Here is a 16,115-nt window from a genome sequence, read left to right as displayed (position 1 = left end):
AGGGGACCTCGGAACAAGAGGTAGGTGCATCATGGATCTCGCACTGAGCAAGGTGATCGAGCTGCGCGAGAGCGGGTTCCAGTTCCTGCACCTGCGGGACGAGGACGGGCAGCTGGACCGCATCATGGCGTTCAAGCAGCGCCGGGGCTTCATCGACTCGATCCTGTTCTGGTCCGAGACCGAGGCCCGCGCCGGCAGGCTGCCCGCGGTCCGGGACAGCCAGCGTGCGGCACAGGCCGTCTGGATCTACGAGGGACCGCTGGTCGAGGCGGTGGACCGGCTGCTGGACCTGCCGGAACCCGGCTCGCGCAACGCGCCCACCCTGATGAAGCGCACGGCGTCCGACCTCGCGGTCGTGACCACCCTGCCGTTCTCGCTGAAGCTGCCCCCCGGCGCCATCGCCTAGACGCTCCGCGTTAACGTCACCCGCCGCACACGAAATGCGGCGGGTGGTCGTTGTTTCGTCACAGCGCGTAGTTATTCGCCTATTTGCGCAATTCTTCCCGTGACCCGGACGATCACAACCAGGAATATTCACCCTCGCCGGAGCGGAACCAAACCTGATTGGCGAACCGGCACCACGAGTTGCGCGCGGTCCCGCGCGACGCCCGGCGCGAGGAGGACGTCAGCGGTCGTACGCGCCCTTCTTGGCGGCGCTCAGGAAGCCGGCCCAGTCGCCGAGCGCGACGGTCGGGCCGGAGGGGTTCTTGGAGTCGCGGACGCGGGCCGCGCGACCGTCGAGGGCGACCTCGACGCAGTTCCCGTTGCCGCCGGTGTTGCTACGGCTGCTCTTGCGCCACATGGCACACCTCGATCCCTATCGCTCCGCCGCCAGCCTCTCGATCCGGTCGGCGGACTCGGCCGGGGACAGCGCCAGCTTCGAGAGGTGGGTGAAGGTCAGCTTAGCCACCTTGACCTTCGACTGGTCCTCCAAGTGGAGCGATCCCGCCGCGTGCTCGACGTAGAGCACGGACCGGTCCATCTTCACCGGGAAGTCCAGCACCGTGAAGGGACCCATTTGGCCGTCGTTGGGGCCCGCGCTCCACGGCAGCAGCTGGACGGTGACGTTGTCCCGCCCGGCCTGCTCGCGGATGAGCGCCAACTGCGCCGACGAGGCGTGGGCCAAGGCGCTCTCGGTCATGATCGCGTGGAAGACCAGCGGGTCCTCCTCCGACAGCAGCCGCTGACGGCGCAGCATCCGCACCTCGATCTGGTTCTCCACCCACCTCCGCGACCGCTGTACCCGGGCCCTCGCGAAGCCCGGCTGCGACATCCCGGCCCGCTTGCGCAGCTCCTTCAGCACCTCGCCGAGCCTGCGCAGCCGTTGGTCCGTCACGGTCCTCGGCACCCGTCACCTCCCGTGATCATCGGGTGAGGCGACGCTACGACCGGCAGGACGGGATTCGGGATTCCCACCGGCCCCGGCCAGCCTGGTGAGCACCGGTCCGGGTGGACAAGTTCACCCAGCCTGATTACGGAGCTTGAAGCGGGTGCCCCCGGTGCGAAACTTTCCGCCCCATGAACCTCAGGAAGAGCATCGCGGGTTCCGGCGGCTGAGCCCGCCCCACGAGCCGGAGTGGTCCCGACCCCCTCCCCCTCGGGCCGGGACCGCTCCGACCTCCAGCCGACGGCTCGCCGCGGCTACCTGCCGACCGCGTACCCCTGGGCACCGCGCGCGTTGGCCGCCGCGCGCAGCAGGCCGTCGCGCGAGTCCCGGGCCACGGCCGACATGCGGCCCAGCGCCCACGGTCCCGCGTCGACCACGGAGTGACCGCGTTCGCGCAGCTCGTCCAGCCCGCCGAAGCGCGACTCCACGACCACCTCGCCGGGGGTCCACGAGCGCGGGAAGAAGGAACTGGGGAACGCGTTGGTGTGCCACATCGGGGAGTCGATGGCCTCCTGGAGGTTCATCCCGCCGACGGTGTGCGCGAGCCAGAACCCGAGCTGCCACTGGTCCTGCTGGTCGCCGCCCGGCGTGCCGAAGGCGAGCGAAGGCAGGCCGTCCCGCAGCGCGAGCGACGGCGACAGGGTGATCCGGGGGCGCTTGCCAGGTGCCAGCGAGTTCGGCAGGCCCTCGTCGAGCCAGAACATCTGCGCCCGGCTGCCGAGGCAGAAGCCCAGCGACGGGATCGTCGGCGACGACTGGAGCCAGCCGCCGGACGGGGTGGCGGACACGACGTTGCCCCAGCGGTCGACCACGTCGACGTGGACGGTGTCGCCGCGCACGGTCCCGGTGCGGCCGACGGTGGGTTCGCCGAGCGCGCCCAGGCTGTCCTTCTCCACGGCCAGGGCCGGACCGCGGAGGACGTGCGCGGGCAGCCGCGGGTCGACGCCCAAGGGCGAGCCGGGGCGCAGGTCGTACGAGGCGGTGTCGGTGACGAGCGCGCGCCGCGCGTCGGCGTACTCGCGGGACAGCAGCACGTCGAGCGGCACGTCACCGGTGTCGCCGTACCACGCCTCGCGGTCGGCGAACGCGAGCTTGGCGCTCTCCACGGCGAGGTGCACGGTGTCCGCCGTGGGCACGCCGTCGACGTAGCCGAGCCGGTCGGCGAAGCCCTCCAGCAGCCGCAACTGCTGGAGCAGCACGGGTCCCTGGGTCCACGCGCCGGGCTTGGCCACGGTCCACTCGCCGAAGTCGGCCGACACCGCGTCCTCGTAGGTGGCCTCCCACGACGCCATGTCCTCGCCGGTGAGGACGCCCGCGTGGTCCGCGCCGGAGTCGTCGCGCCGCGCGGTGCGGGAGAACTCGTCGACCTGGGCGGCGACGAAGCCCTGCGACCAGGCGCGGCGGGCCGCTTCGAGCTGCGCCTCACGGTCGGACCCGGCGGCCTCGGCGGCGGCGAGCAGCCACTCCCAGGTGTCGGCGAGCCGGGGGTTGCGGAAGCGCGCGCCGGCGGCCGGGGGCGCGCCGCCGGGCAGCCACAGCTCGGCGGACGTCGTCCAGTGGTCGCGGAACAGGTCGGCGACCGTGGCGACGGTGTGGCTCACGCGCTCCAGCAGCGGGAAGCCGTCGCGGGCGTAGCCGATGGCGTACCCGAGGACGTCGCGCAGCGACTTGGTGCCGTAGTCGCGCAGCAGGGTCAGCCAGCCGTCCCACGCGCCGGGCACGGTGGCGGCGAGCAGGCCGCTGCCCGGCACGAGGTCGAGCCCGAGGCCGCGGTAGTGCCCGATCGTCGCCCCGGCGGGGGCCACGCCCTGGCCGCAGAGCACCCTGGGCGTGGTCTCGCCGGCGGCGGCGAACACCGCGGGCACCTCGCCGCCGGGGCCGTTGAGGTGCGGTTCCACCACTTGCAGCACGAAGCCGACGGCGACCGCCGCGTCGAAGGCGTTGCCGCCGTCCTCCAGCACGGCCATGCCCGCGGAGGACGCGAGCCAGTGCGTCGACGCGACCATGCCGTGGGTGCCGACGAGTTCAGGGCGAGTGGTGAACACGTCCACAACGTACGTCGAACCGGCCGATTCCGTTACCCCCGCTAACGAGATCGCCCGTCCGGAGACCTACCGCGCGCGGACCGCGTCCGCGTCGCGCGCCGGTTCGCGACCGAGGCCGAGCAGCACCAGGCCGGCCCGGTGCAGGGCGTCCGGGTCCAGGTGGTCGCGGGTGTCGAGCACCGTGGAGCCGGTCATCCCGTCCGCGACCCGCGCCCAGTCGAGCGAGCGGAACTCGGGCCAGTCCGTGAGCAGCACCACGGCGTCCGCGCCGCGCACGGCCGCGTACGGGTCGCCCACCACGGTCATGCCGACCAGCGGCCGGTCCACCTGCGGGTCGTGCGCGACCAGCTCGGCCCCCTCGAACGCGAGCAGCTCCGCCACGGCCAGCGCGGGCGAGTCGCGCAGGTCGTTCGTGCCCGCCTTGAACGCGAGGCCCAGCACGCCGATCCGCGCGCCCGCGAGCGTCCCGACGGCGGCGCGCAGCTTGTCCACGACCCGCCGCTGCTGCCGGCCGTTGGTCTCGATCGTGGCCTTGACCAGCGAGAAGTCCACGCCGACCGCCTCGGCGATGCGCACCATCGCGTGCGTGTCCTTGGGCAGGCACGACCCGCCCCAGCCGGGGCCCGGTCGCAGGAACGACTGGCCGATGCGCCGGTCGTGCCCCATGCCCTCGGTGACCGAGGCGACGTCCGCGCCGACCAGCTCGCACAGCTCGGCGACCGCGTTCACGTAGGACAGCTTCATCGCCAGGAAGCAGTTGGCCGCGTACTTGACCATCTCGGCGCTGGCCGCGTCCATCAGCACGGTGGGCGCGCCGAGCTTCGCGAACAGGGCGGCGACGCGTTCGGCGGCCCGGGGCGAGTCGGCGCCCACGACGATCCGGTCGGGGTGCAGGAAGTCGCGCACCGCGCTGCCCTCGCGCAGGAACTCCGGGTTCGAGACCACCGCGACGTCGTCGCGGCCGAGCAGCGCGGCGACCCGCGTGGACGTGCCGACCGGGACGGTCGACTTGCACACGACGACCGCGCCGCGCGGCAGGACGTCCCTGATCTCGCCGGCCACCGCCTCCACCGCGGACAGGTCCGCCGCGCCGCCCGCGCCCATCGGCGTCGGCAGGCACAGGAACACCACCTCGGCGTCCGCCACGGCGTACCGCGCGCCCTCCACGAAGTTCAACCGGCCCGCCGACCTGCCCCGCGCGACCAGGTCGGCGAGGTCGGGTTCGAGGATGTCGACCTGCCCGGCGCGCAGCCGGGCGACCTTCAGCGCGTCCACGTCCGCGCACACGACCCGATGACCGAGGGAGGCCAGGCACGCCCCCGTCGTCAGGCCCACGTAACCCGTTCCCACGACCGCGATCCGCCGGACGAACATGCCGTTGACGGTGCCGGCCGAAGTTTGCGGTGGGTGGAACGCGAGCTGTATGCGGAGAGTGAGATCGGTAGTCCCCTGGGTGTACGCCGGAACACCTCTCGCGGTGGATGTGTGCCCGACCTGCCCCGGGGGAAGGTCAAGGCATGGAACTCGTCCTCGTCTCGCTGCTGTTCGTCGGGATGGCCGTGCTCGCGGCCGTGCCGTTGGTCGCACTGCTGCACCTGTCCGAGCGCCGGGGGCTGAACGACCGTTAACCTCCTGTCCGTCGGACAGGAGGAATGCATGGAGATCTCGGGTACCGCGGCGATCGTCACCGGCGGCGCGTCCGGTCTGGGCGCCGCGACCGCACGGGCGCTGGCCGCGCGCGGCGCGTCCGTGTTCGCGCTCGACCTCAAGGTGGGGGACGCCGAAGCGGTCGAGGGCGTCACCTACCTCGCGGCGGACGTGACCTCGGAGGAGGACGTCCAGGCCGCCGTCGACGCGGCCGCCGGTTCCGGCTCGCCGCTGCGGATCGTGGTGAACTGCGCGGGCATCGGCCCGTCGACGCGGACCGTCGGCAAGTCCGGCCCGCACCCCCTCGACCTGTACCGCAAGGTGCTGGACGTGAACGTGGTCGGCACGTTCAACGTGCTGCGGCTGGCCGCGGCGGCGATGGGCGGGACCGAGCCGCTGGAGCACGGGCAGCGCGGTGTCGTGGTCAACACGGCGTCGATCGCGGCGTACGACGGGCAGATCGGCCAGGTCGCCTACGCGGCGTCCAAGGCCGCGGTGGTCGGCATGACCCTGCCCGCGGCGCGCGACCTGTCGTCCGTGGGCGTGCGGGTGATGACGATCGCGCCGGGCATCGTGGACACGCCGATGCTGGCCACGGTCTCCGAGGAGTTCCGCGCGGGCCTGGCGGCGGGCGTGCCGTTCCCGAAGCGCCTGGCCCTCCCCGAGGAGTACGCCGCCCTGGCCGTCTCGATCGTCGAGCACGACTACCTGAACGGCGAGGTCATCCGCATGGACGGCGCCCTCCGCATGGCCCCCCGCTGACCGCGCGAGTCGTAGGTCCGGACCGGGCGAGTCGTACGTTCGGGTCCGGTGAGTCGTACGTTCGGGCTCAACGCGAAGTTACGACTCACCGAGCCTGAACTTACGACTCGCGCGGGTTGAACTTACGACTCGCGGGTGGTGGTCAGAGGTCGCCGGCGAACGGGAGGTCGTCCATCGCGTCCGAGGTCATCCAGTCGCGGAGGGTGTGGGTGGCCCGCACGTCGTCCTCGTTGTACTCCAGGAGGCGCCGGGCCTGGTCCGGGTCCGGGGGTTGGCCGTCCATGCCGACCGCGTCGCGGTACCAGCGCATCGAGTTCTCGCCGCCGGCCTCCGGGTCGCGCCAGGTGAACCCGGCGACCGGGGCGATCGTCTTCAAGCCCTTGCCGTGCGCGCACAGGAACTGCTGCTGCACGATGCCGAACAGGTCGACCCACGCGTCGGACGAGATGAACTCGCGCACCTGGGCCACGGTCGGGATGCCCGGCCTGCCCCTGAACCGCTGGGCGGACCCCAGCAGCCAGCGGTTCTCGGCCAGTTCGTTGTAGCAGTACGCGCGGAAGCTCAGGCCGCGGGCGCGGGCGCGCAGGCGGACGCCGGTGAGCCAGCCCCAGAACTCGGCGAACGAACGCGCCTCGTCGTCGCACGGCAGCGGGTCCCAGGTGGCGAACGCGCGGTAGCCGTGCTCCTCGCCGACGTCCGCGCCGGACAGCAGGCACCCCCACATGTACGCGCCGAGGTCGCCGAAGCTCTCCATGTCCACGTCGACCTCGACGTCGGCGCGCGGCACGTCCATCGACGGCACGCGGCGCACCACGGTCAGGTCGCGCAGCCACGCGCGGGCCAGCACGACGGCGTCCGCGTGCGGCATCCCCACCAGCGGCGTCACCGGTTCGGCCGGGTCGAGCAGGGCCAGGTCGTCGACGGTGGCCACGCCGGCCCCGCGCAGCGCCACGGCGTCCTCGCCGCGCACGACGAGGCTCACGTCCCGGGCCGTCCTCAGGTCGCCCTCGCACACCGGCCACCAGGGGCAGCTGCGGCACTCCACGATCCGCGACGGCCGGGCCAGCGGTTGGGCGCCGGTCGCGGCGGCGGCCGCCACGGCGAGCCGGTCGGCGAACCGCGAGTCGTACTCGGCGAGCGCGGTGCGGCCGCCGGGCCAGTTCGGCGCCTCCAGGTCGTGCCAGACGACGACGTCGGCGTCCATGCCGACCACCCCGCCGGTGGCACGGCCCCGCGCGGCGTGCCCGGCGGCCTGGAGCTGGCGCAGGGCGTGCGCGAGCCGGAGCTGGTCACGGGGCTGCGGGCGGACCTTGCGCAGCGGGTCGACGCGCGCGCCGCCGGGCAGCGGGTGGGACAGCGGCGACGTGCGCGCGCCCTGCCCGGGGTCGCTCACCTTGTGCCGGACCACGAGCACCGGCACGTACCCGGTGGTGTCCTTGACCAGCAGGTCGATGCCCCCGCGCCGGCCGCCCAGCGGGTCGCGCGGCAAGGCGGCGCCCCAGATGAACCGCACCCCGGCCCGCATCGCGGCGGCGGTGACGCGTTCCCGGTCGGCGCTGGGCACGTCCTGCGGGATCTCCATCAGCTCCGAGCCGACGACCCGGCCCAGCGCGGTCACGACGGCGCGGCGGTGGTCGGTCGCGTCGGCCTTGCGCTGCCTGCCGGTGGGATCGGGCGGCAGCGTGGGCGCGTCCCGCATGGCCGGATCGTGTTCGAGGTGCACCCGCCGCCGGCAACGAGTGACCACACCGGCGTCGAGCTGCACCTGGGAAGTCACCGGTGAAGGGTAAGCCGTGGGGTACCCGCACGTGCCGGCACCTCGTCGGGTCGAGTCGATCTTTTGCCCGAACGGCTCTACTGTTCGTGGTGAGGAGGTGCCGCCGTGGCGCGTGCGAAGGGCAAGGGGTTCACCCCGAGCCGGGCGAAGAACCTCGTGGGCCTGGCCAAGGTGCTGGCGCCGGCGTTGATCCCGGTGATGGCGCCGATCGCGGTGCGGGCCGCCGCGCTCGTGAGCGACCGCTACGACCACTTCCGGGCGTCCCGGCTGGGTGTGCCGGTGGACGAGCTGACCAGGTACTCCGGTCACGGCGCCCGCCTGCACGCCCGCGTCGCCGGCTTCGCCGAGGCCCTCGACCAGCTGCGCGAGACCGAGCGCGGGTACGTGGAGGCGACCGAGAAGCGCCTCGGCCAGCTGCTGGCGGCCGTGCGCGCGGCGGAGCGCATGCCCGCGCCCCGCCGGCGCGCCGCCCACCGCGCCGTGGCCGCCGACCTGGACGCCCTGGAGACCGACCTGCTCGCGCGGCTCGGCGTCCGGGAGCAGCGGTGACGGCGGCTCCCGGTCGCGTCCCGGCGGTGCGTCAGATCCCCTTCCGGGTGAGGCGTTCGACGGTCCGGTAGGCGGTCTCCTCGGGCCCCAGCCGGTCGGCGTGGTCGGTGACGACCTCCATCACCTCGGCGACGCGCTCCTCGCGCCGGATGAGGGGGTCGCTGCGCAGGTCCTTGGCCAGCGAGACGCACAGGCCGATCATCACCAGCATGAACGGCAGGGCGGCGATGACCGTCAGGTTCTGCAGGCCGGTCAGCCCGTTCGGGCCGCCGACCAGCAGCATCACCGCCGCGACCGCGCCCGTCAGCACGCCCCAGAAGACGACGACGCCCTTGGCGGGGCGGATCGAGCCGCGCTGCGACAGGGTGCCCATGACGACCGACGCGGCGTCCGCGCCCGACACGAAGAAGATCGCGACCAGCACCATCACCACGACACCGGCGACGCCGGCCAGCGGGAACCCGTCCAGCAGGGCGAACAGCTGCCCCTCCGGGGTGGCCGTGCCGGCGAGGTCGGTGCCCGACCGCTGCACGGAGATCGCCGTGCCGCCGAACACGCAGAACCAGACGAGGCTCACCGCGCTGGGCACGCCGATGACGCCCGCCACGAACTGCCGGATCGTGCGGCCCCGGCTGATGCGGGCGATGAACATGCCGACGAACGGCGTCCACGAGATCCACCACGCCCAGTAGAAGATCGTCCAGCCGGACAGCCACGTCTCGGTCGCGTCGCCGCCGGACGCCGCCGTGCGGCCCGCCATGTCGGCCAGGTCGCGGAAGTAGTCGCCGATCGCGACGGGCAGCAGGTTCAGCACGAACACGGTGGGACCGACGACGAACACGAACGCCGCGAGCACCACGGCCAGCACCATGTTGGTGTTCGACAGCCACTGGATGCCCTTGGCCACGCCGGACACCGCCGAGACCACGAACGCCGCGGTCAGCACCGCGATGATGCCGACGAGCACGCCGTTGCCGACGTCGCCCAGCCAGCCCGCGACCTCCAGCCCGCTGCCGATCTGGAGCGCGCCGAGCCCGAGGGACGCGGCCGAGCCGAACAGCGTCGCGAAGATCGCCAGCACGTCGATGGCCCGCCCGGCCGCCCCGCTCGCCCGGCGCCGCCCGATGAGCGGGGCGAACGCGGAGCTGATCAGCTGGCTGCGGCCGCGCCGGAAGCTGCCGTAGGCGATGGCCAGGCCGACGACGGCGTAGATCGCCCACGGGTGCAGCGTCCAGTGGAACAGGGTGGTGGCCATCGCGGTCTGCACCGCCTCGTCCGTGCCCCCGCCGACCGTGCCCGGCGGCGGCTCCACGAAGTGGGAGAGCGGCTCGTTCACCCCGTAGAACATGAGGCCGATGCCCATGCCCGCGGAGAACATCATCGCCACCCAGGAGATGGTGCGGAACTCCGGCCGCTCGTCGTCGCGGCCGAGCGGGATGCGCCCGTAGCGGCTCACCGCGAGCCACAGCGCGAACAGCACGAACCCCGACGCGCACAGCACGAACGCCCAGCCGAGGTTGCCGATGACCCAGCTCAGGGCCGCTTTGGCCGCCGCGCCGAGGGACGACGTGGCGAAGACCCCCAGGCGACGAACCCGAGCGTCAGGACGGCGGCCACGCCGAACACGACGTGGTCGGTGCGTCCGGGGTGGTCGGCCTTCGGATCGCCGGGCAAGGACTCCCCGACAGGTTTCGGATCAGTCGTCACGGGTATTCCTGTTCCCCCGTTCGGGCCAGTCGAAACGCGACCGCACGGACGGGGCTCCCGCCGGCGTGACCGGACCTCCTAGGCTCTGGCTGTGACCAGACGGCCGGCCCCGACCCGCTTCGCGCGGGCGGCGCTGCTGGCCGTCACCTCCGCGGCGCTCACCGTGACCGCGCACGGCGCCGCGGGCGGGCGGGTCACCGAGTTCGCGCCGGCCCTGCCGCTGACGCTGCTCGTGGCGTTCGCGGGCACGGCGCTCGCCGAGCGGGGCCGCCGGCCGTGGACGGTGCTGGCCACCCTCGGTGTCGCCCAGGTGGGGCAGCACCTGCTGCTCGGCCTCGGTCACCGCACCGCCGACGGCCCCGGTCTCGGCGTCGACCAGACCACCATGACCGCCGCGCACGCCGTCGCCGCGCTCCTCACCGGCCTGCTGCTGGCCAGGGCGGACGCGGCGCTGGACGCGCTGGTGGCGGTCGTGCGGCGGCTCGTGCCCCGGCTCCCCGGCACGCTCCCGCCGGTGGGCACGGCACCCGTCGCCGTGCCGGCGCCGACCCCGCACCGGCTGGTCGGCGTGCTGCTGCGGCGCGTGAACGGGCGCAGGGGGCCTCCCGCGGTCCTGATCACCCGAGTCCCCTAAACCCTCTGGTCCTCAGGAGCGACACCCCCATGTCGATGAAGCGATCCGGCGTGCGCGCGCTCGCCCGCGGCGGCGCCGTGCTCACCGCCGCCGGTTTCCTCGTGCTCGGCACGGCCGGCCTGGCGTCCGCGCACGTCACCGCGTCCACGCCCGCCCCCGCCAAGCAGGGCGGCTACACCAAGGTGACGCTGCGGGTGCCGAACGAGCGCGCCGACTCCGGCACGGTCAAGCTGGAGCTGACCCTGCCCGCCGAGTACCCGCTGGCGTCGGTCAGCACCAAGCCCGTCCCCGGCTGGAAGGCCGTGGCGGTCAAGGAGAAGCTGGCCACCCCGGTCACCAGCCACGGCCGCGAGGTGACCGAGGCCGTCCGCACCGTGACGTGGACCGCGGACCCGGGCTCCCGCATCGGTCCCGGCGAGTTCCACGAGTTCGACCTGTCCATCGGCCCGCTGCCGGACAACACCGAGCAGTTGCTGCTGCCCACCAAGCAGACCTACGAGAGCGGCGAGGTCGTCGACTGGAACGCCCCGCCGCCCGCCGAGGGCGGTGACGAGCCGGAGCGGCCCGCACCCGTGCTGAACCTGGTGAAGGGCGACGGCGACGCCCACGGCTCCCCCACCGCCACGGCCACCGCGGAGACCGACTCGCACGACGCGTCGGCCGCCTCGGCGACCGACGACACCGCCCGCTGGCTGGGCGGCGCCGGGCTCGCGGTCGGCGCGCTCGGCCTCGGGTTCGGTGCGGGCGCCGTGCTGCGGTCCCGCCGAGCGGGCAAGCCGACGGCATGAGGCGCGTCGTCTCGCTGCTGCTGGCCGGCCTGGTCGCGGGCGCCGTCGTGCTCGGCACGGCCGGCACCGCGTTCGCGCACAACGTGCTGATCAGCAGCGACCCGGCGGACGGGGCGCGGCTGGAGTCCGGCCCGGCGGCGATCACGCTGACCTTCGACCAGCCCGTGCAGGCCGGGGAGAAGTTCAACACCATCACCGTGACCGGCCCGGAGGGCACGCGCTGGGAGGCGGAGGGCGAGCCGACGGTCAAGAACAACAGCGTCACCTTCCCGGTGCGCCCGCTGGGGCCGGCCGCCGAGTACGCGGTCGGCTACCGCGTCCTGTCGGCGGACGGTCACCCGGTGACCGGCTCGCTGAAGTTCACCACCACCGCGGCGGGCGGCGGCACCCCCGCGCCCGCCGAGTCCTCGGGCACCGCCGGTTCGGCGGCGGCCCAGGACGGCGGCGGCGTGCCGATCTGGGTGTGGATCGCGGCGGCCGTCGTGCTGCTGGGCGGCGGCGTGTTCCTCGCGCTGCGCGGCGGCTCCCCCGCCAAGGAGGGCCCCGGGCGATGACCTCGGGCCGGACCACCACCACCGCGAACCGGTACTGGGTCGCCGGCGGCCTGCTCGCGGGCGGAGCCGTCGGTGTCCTGCTGGGTCTCGGCCTGTCCACCACCCCCGAGGTGGTCGGCGTGGCCGAGCCGGGGGTGGTGGTCCGGGTCGGGCACCCGCTCGTCCGCACCCTGCTCGACCTGGCCGCGACGCTCGTCGTCGGCCTGTCCCTGCTGCCGAAGCTGCTGGGCTTCACCCGTCCCGCGATGACCGAACCGGTCCTGCGGGTGGCCCGGCCGGCCGCCGTCGTGGCGGCGGCGGTGTGGGCGTTCACGGCGCTGCTGTCCATCGTGATCAGGGCGTACGAGACCAGGCCGGACGCCGACCTCACCATGCCGATGGTCGTGGACTACGTGCAGCGGGTCGGTGCCGGGCAAGGGCTGCTGTTCAGCGCCGCGTGCGCCCTGGTGTACGTGCTCGTCGGCGTCATGGCGGTGCGGCGCGGCGAGTCCGTGCCCGCCGAGCTGCGCGTCCTGATCTCGATGTTCGGCCTGCTCCCGCTCCCGGTGACCGGCCACGCGTCGAACTGGAAGTACCACGACTACTCCATGATCTCGATGGAGCTGCACGTGCTGGGCGCGGCGGCGTGGACCGGCGGGTTGGCCGCGCTGGTGGTGCTGGTCGCGCACCGGCGGGGGTTGCTGGCCGAGGCGCTGCCGAAGTTCTCGAAGCTGGCGACGGTGGCGCTGGCGCTGGTCACGGTGACGGGGTTGTTCAACGGGGTGCTGGAACTGGCGCTCAACCCGGTGATCAGCCTGCCGGGGTCGTTGTTCTCGACGTCGTACGGGCTGGTGCTGGTCGGCAAGGCGCTGTGCGCGGTGGCGCTGGGTCTGCTGGGGGCCAACATCCGGTGGCGGCTGCTGCCGCACATCGCGCAGCACAGGACCACCGCGCTGGTGGCGTGGGCGGCGGTGGAACTGGCCGTCATGGGGGTGGCGTTCGGCCTGGCGGTCGTCCTGTCGCGCGCCCCGGTGGCCTAGTCGTTGACCGCGTGGTTCGACGGGTCCTCGCGCAGCCGGGTCAGCACCGACATGGCCGACCTGCCCCGGCGCTCCAGCTCGCGCGCGTCGATCCAGCCGTTGGCGTAGTAGCGGTAGTCCTGGGCGAGCTTCACCAGTTCGGCCAGGTAGTCGGCCGACCGGCGGCGGCGCTGCTCGTCGAACGACGCCAGCAGGGGCAGCTGGGTGTCGACGACCTCGTCGAGCATCCGCGCGGACCGGAGGGCCCGCTTCGCTCGCCTGCGCTTCGCACCGATCAGCTTTCCGACCACCCTGCACCTCGCGACCCCGTCACGCGCATCCCCGTCGATGCGTCATTCGCGGAACGCGGGGCGAGCGTTACCGGTTCGTTCTCCCACGGGGCCGCGTTCAGCGGTAGGGGGTCCACGGGGTGGTGGTGTCGCCGGCGCGCAGGGCGTTGAGCCGGCGGTGCAGTTCCGCGCCGACGTCGGGGTGGCTGCGGATGATCGGCAGCACGCTCGTGGTCAGCTTCAACTCCCTGACCTCCCGCAACACCGGGAAACCGGCCCAGCCCACGACGTCGAAGCCGTACTCGCGCGCCAGTTGGCGGTACCAGCGGGCGGGGTGCCCGAACCGGGCGACGCCCACCGGCAGCGTGCTCAGGTCCCACTCGCGGGGACCGGCGCTGGTGGAGTCGAAGTCGCAGATCACCGGGCCCGACGGGCTGGGGATCAGGTTGCCGAGGTGCGCGTCGCCGTGCACGACCCCCTGCGGCAACGCGGTGCGCAGCCCGGCCAAGCGGTCCTCCAGGTCCTCGATCCGGTCCTCCAGGAACCGGCGGTCGGGGTCGGACAGCTCCTCGGCGTCCGCGATCCGCCGCCGCACGTCGTCCAGCGGCGACCAGCGCGGGAGGTCGAAGTCCGGCGCGGGCAGCGCGTGCACCTGCCGCAGCACCCGGCCCAGGTCGCGGCCGTCGACCGGGCGCCCGTCCGACGGCACCGCGTGCCACACCGTGGCCAGGTGCTCCCCGACGGCCAGGGGCTGCGGGAAGTCCTCCACGAGCCGCACGGCGGGCACGTCGTGCGCGGCGAGCCACCGCGCGACCCGGACGACGTTGTGCGCCCGGTGGCGGAGCGTCATCGAGCCGACGATCCGGACCACGACGCGGTCGGCCGGGAGGTCGAACACGGCGTTGCTGGTGAACTTCACGAGCCGCGCGCCCCGGCCGTCCAGGCCGAGCCGCGCGCACAGCCGCTCCAGCACGCCGGTCAGCGCGTCGGGCGTGAACCGGCCGTCCAGGAGGCCCCCGGTGATCAAGCGGCGCTGTCGGAGCCGGTGAACTTCGCGACCCGTTCGGCCAGCTCACGCGCGTCGGGGTTGTTGCGGCGCTTCTCCGCTTCCTTCTGGAGCGGGATCATCCGGTCCTTCGTGCGGACCGACTTGAGGCCCTCGGACAGCTCGATCGCCTGGCGGCCCATGCGCGCGCCGTGGTCGATGTCGCCGTCCAGCAGGTGGTTGATCGACAGGGAGGTGAGGTTGAACGAGCGGCTGCGGCTCATCTCCTCGCCGAACCCGTTGATCGCCTTGGTGAGGGCGGGCACCGCGGTGCGGGTGTACTTGACGTCCACCGTCTGCGCCAGCTCGGTGTGCACCGTGCCGATCATGGCGGACAGGTCGTTCGCGTCGAAGAACTTCGCCCACGCGGGCGCCTCGCCGACGTTCGCGCGGGCGAACTCGTCGCGCGCCCGGCCGAGCAGCTTCAGCGCCTGGGTGTCGGAGCCCATCTTCGCGTAGGCCCACGCCTCGTTGGCGCACAGGATGCCGACCGCGAGCTTCGAACCGGAGTTCTGCGCGGCCAGCTGGCCGAGCTGGAACACCTTCAGCGCGTCGTCCGGCGCGTCCTGGTGCAGGTAGACGCGGCCCATCCGGTACAGGATGTTCGCGACCAGCTCCTCCTTGCGCCCCTGCTCCGCGAGGCCGAGCGCCTGGCCGAAGTGGTTGCGCGCGGAGTCGTACAGGCCGGTGTCGAACGACGTCCAGCCGGCGAGGTTGTGCAGGTCCGCGAGCGCGACGTAGAGGCGCTCCTTGACCAGGTCGGTGGCGTTGGCGCCGAGCATCTGCTGCCCCCACGACAGCTGCGCGACGACGGCGTCGCGGCACGAGCCGCCGCCGTACTGGTAGTCCAGCGTGCGCAGGGCGCGCGTGGCGGCCTCGACCTGGCGGACGTCGGTCATGCCGATGCGGCCGGGAGCCGGAGTCTGCGCGGGCGACGAGGCCCAAGACCCGGAGTCCGTGCCGAACACGGCCGCGCCGACGGTGATGGCGGCGGCGTGCGCGAGGAACTTCCTTCGCTTCACCGACTCGTCCTCCTCAGAATGGGGCGCCTCCGATGTGGCGGCCACCCTCACTGCCGTGGCCTCGTCGTAGGCGAGGCCCATGTATCCCCTGGGGACACCCAAGCCGGCGGCGATCCGCGCGAGGACGTCGTAGGCCATGACCTGGCGTCCCTTGAGGATCTCCGACACTTCGGACTGCGACTGGCCCGTCAGCGCCGCTATCTGGCGCTGCGACACGCCGTGCCGTCGCAGCAGCCGGTACACCGCGCTGATCTCGCGACGCGCCAGCGCGTCCCGCATCTCCTGTTGGTCCCAGACGTCTGGTGTAACAGGAGAGCTTTGCGAACCGATGGTGTTCAATTGCGCCCCCTCACAGTGGTGTTCAATTGCGCCCCCTCACAGTCCCTTGGGCGTCAACGGCAGAGTAGGGGCACTCCCCCGACTGCGAGAAGTACCGATCGGCAGGGCTGATCGGCCCTGCCGAACTCCGTTGACCGCTTACCGTAGGACGCGTACCGGCCAACGCTGTGACGCCCCGATCCGGCATGAATCATCGCAATCTGGGTTCCGGTAAGCGAACGAGCACGGAGAGGACACGGCAGTGGACCTGATCGAGCGGGCGGTGGCCACCGGTGGTGGCGCGGTCGTCGCGGGTTCCGCCGTACCGGCTCCGGCTCCGGTGTCCGTCCAGGGGTCGACCGACCTCGACCCCGGATGGCGCGGCACGACCGGGCAGCGTCGCTGGTGGCGGATTCGTTGCAGCGACGTGGTCGACCGGGAGCGCTGCCTCACCGTGATGGTCGACCGGGGCCGCGTGGTCCTGGTCGGTCCTCCGGGTGAGACGGCGGTCCTCTCGGCCGACCAACTCGTACAGCTCAGGGCCGCGCTACGTGAAGCCGCCGAGCAGGCGGAAAGGTGACGGTGACGTTTC

General features: G+C 73.1%; 16 protein-coding genes and 1 pseudogene. 8 read left to right on the top strand and 9 right to left on the bottom strand.

The window, feature by feature from the left end; all coding sequences use genetic code 11:
• Positions 1–31: 31 nt before the first annotated feature.
• Positions 32–406, top strand: a complete 375-nt coding sequence (locus J2S66_RS29130) for a hypothetical protein (protein WP_310310684.1) — start codon at positions 32–34, stop codon at positions 404–406.
• 219 nt (positions 407–625) lie between these two features.
• Here the strand turns inward: J2S66_RS29130 and J2S66_RS29125 are convergent, their stop codons facing one another.
• From J2S66_RS29125 to J2S66_RS29110, 4 genes are all read right to left on the bottom strand, one after another.
• Entirely contained in the window at positions 626–802 is a 177-nt protein-coding gene (locus J2S66_RS29125) for a DUF397 domain-containing protein (RefSeq protein ID WP_310310680.1), read from the bottom strand.
• Between the two features lie 15 nt (positions 803–817).
• A complete protein-coding gene (locus tag J2S66_RS29120; RefSeq protein WP_310310677.1) occupies positions 818–1,336 on the bottom strand; it encodes a DUF5753 domain-containing protein in 519 nt (172 codons plus the stop codon).
• Between the two features lie 305 nt (positions 1,337–1,641).
• Positions 1,642–3,432: a gamma-glutamyltransferase family protein gene (locus J2S66_RS29115; protein WP_310310675.1), complete on the bottom strand. Its 1,791-nt coding sequence runs from the start codon at positions 3,430–3,432 to the stop codon at positions 1,642–1,644.
• Between the two features lie 66 nt (positions 3,433–3,498).
• A complete protein-coding gene (locus tag J2S66_RS29110) occupies positions 3,499–4,806 on the bottom strand; it encodes a UDP-glucose dehydrogenase family protein (protein WP_310310672.1) in 1,308 nt (435 codons plus the stop codon).
• 282 nt (positions 4,807–5,088) lie between these two features.
• On the opposite strand from J2S66_RS29110, the gene J2S66_RS29105 reads away from it, so the two are divergent.
• On the top strand, positions 5,089–5,841 hold the full coding sequence (locus J2S66_RS29105; protein WP_310310669.1) for an SDR family NAD(P)-dependent oxidoreductase: 753 nt from the start codon (positions 5,089–5,091) through the stop codon (positions 5,839–5,841).
• 142 nt (positions 5,842–5,983) lie between these two features.
• On the opposite strand, the gene J2S66_RS29100 is transcribed toward J2S66_RS29105, so the two are convergent.
• On the bottom strand, positions 5,984–7,618 hold the full coding sequence (locus tag J2S66_RS29100; RefSeq protein ID WP_310310666.1) for a TM0106 family RecB-like putative nuclease: 1,635 nt from the start codon (positions 7,616–7,618) through the stop codon (positions 5,984–5,986).
• A 105-nt stretch (positions 7,619–7,723) separates the two neighbouring features.
• Here J2S66_RS29100 and J2S66_RS29095 point away from each other — a divergent pair, with 105 nt between their 5' ends.
• Positions 7,724–8,167 (top strand): DUF6474 family protein, encoded by a 444-nt coding sequence (locus J2S66_RS29095; protein ID WP_310310662.1) that lies wholly within the window; start codon positions 7,724–7,726, stop codon positions 8,165–8,167.
• Between the two features lie 31 nt (positions 8,168–8,198).
• Here J2S66_RS29095 and J2S66_RS29090 read toward each other — a convergent pair.
• A pseudogene (locus J2S66_RS29090) lies at positions 8,199–9,841 on the bottom strand (BCCT family transporter).
• A 124-nt stretch (positions 9,842–9,965) separates the two neighbouring features.
• Between J2S66_RS29090 and J2S66_RS29085 the strand changes: the two are divergent.
• The 4 genes from J2S66_RS29085 to J2S66_RS29070 are packed head-to-tail and all read left to right on the top strand — an operon-like array spanning position 9,966 to position 12,869.
• Positions 9,966–10,508, top strand: coding sequence for a hypothetical protein (locus J2S66_RS29085; RefSeq protein ID WP_310310659.1), 543 nt, complete (start codon positions 9,966–9,968; stop codon positions 10,506–10,508).
• 29 nt (positions 10,509–10,537) lie between these two features.
• A complete protein-coding gene (locus tag J2S66_RS29080; RefSeq protein ID WP_310310656.1) occupies positions 10,538–11,296 on the top strand; it encodes a YcnI family copper-binding membrane protein in 759 nt (252 codons plus the stop codon).
• The gene (locus J2S66_RS29075; RefSeq protein WP_310310653.1) at positions 11,293–11,850 is read left to right on the top strand and encodes a copper resistance CopC family protein; all 558 of its coding nucleotides are present in this window, start codon (positions 11,293–11,295) and stop codon (positions 11,848–11,850) included. The genes J2S66_RS29080 and J2S66_RS29075 overlap by 4 nt, the downstream gene beginning before the upstream one ends.
• On the top strand, positions 11,847–12,869 hold the full coding sequence (locus tag J2S66_RS29070) for a CopD family protein (RefSeq protein ID WP_310310650.1): 1,023 nt from the start codon (positions 11,847–11,849) through the stop codon (positions 12,867–12,869). The genes J2S66_RS29075 and J2S66_RS29070 overlap by 4 nt, the downstream gene beginning before the upstream one ends.
• On the opposite strand, the gene J2S66_RS29065 is transcribed toward J2S66_RS29070, so the two are convergent.
• The 3 genes from J2S66_RS29065 to J2S66_RS29055 all read right to left on the bottom strand — a co-directional run bounded on the left by J2S66_RS29065 (position 12,866) and on the right by J2S66_RS29055 (position 15,484).
• Positions 12,866–13,159: a hypothetical protein gene (locus J2S66_RS29065; protein WP_306744169.1), complete on the bottom strand. Its 294-nt coding sequence runs from the start codon at positions 13,157–13,159 to the stop codon at positions 12,866–12,868. The genes J2S66_RS29070 and J2S66_RS29065 overlap by 4 nt on opposite strands.
• Before the next feature lie 97 nt (positions 13,160–13,256).
• Positions 13,257–14,147, bottom strand: coding sequence for an aminoglycoside phosphotransferase family protein (locus J2S66_RS29060; RefSeq protein ID WP_310315154.1), 891 nt, complete (start codon positions 14,145–14,147; stop codon positions 13,257–13,259).
• Between the two features lie 14 nt (positions 14,148–14,161).
• Positions 14,162–15,484 carry an NsdA family TPR-like regulatory protein gene (locus J2S66_RS29055; RefSeq protein WP_310310647.1) on the bottom strand — a complete coding sequence of 441 codons (1,323 nt, stop codon included), beginning with the start codon at positions 15,482–15,484 and terminating at the stop codon, positions 14,162–14,164.
• A 301-nt stretch (positions 15,485–15,785) separates the two neighbouring features.
• On the opposite strand from J2S66_RS29055, the gene J2S66_RS29050 reads away from it, so the two are divergent.
• Positions 15,786–16,103 (top strand): hypothetical protein, encoded by a 318-nt coding sequence (locus J2S66_RS29050; protein ID WP_310310644.1) that lies wholly within the window; start codon positions 15,786–15,788, stop codon positions 16,101–16,103.
• Positions 16,104–16,115: the final 12 nt, after the last annotated feature.

Source organism: Saccharothrix longispora (assembly GCF_031455225.1).
In the GTDB taxonomy this organism is placed as follows: Bacteria; Actinomycetota; Actinomycetes; order Mycobacteriales; family Pseudonocardiaceae; genus Actinosynnema; species Actinosynnema longispora.
The sequence above is the reverse complement of the archived record's forward strand: the minus strand, read 5'-3'. Positions and strand labels throughout refer to the sequence as shown.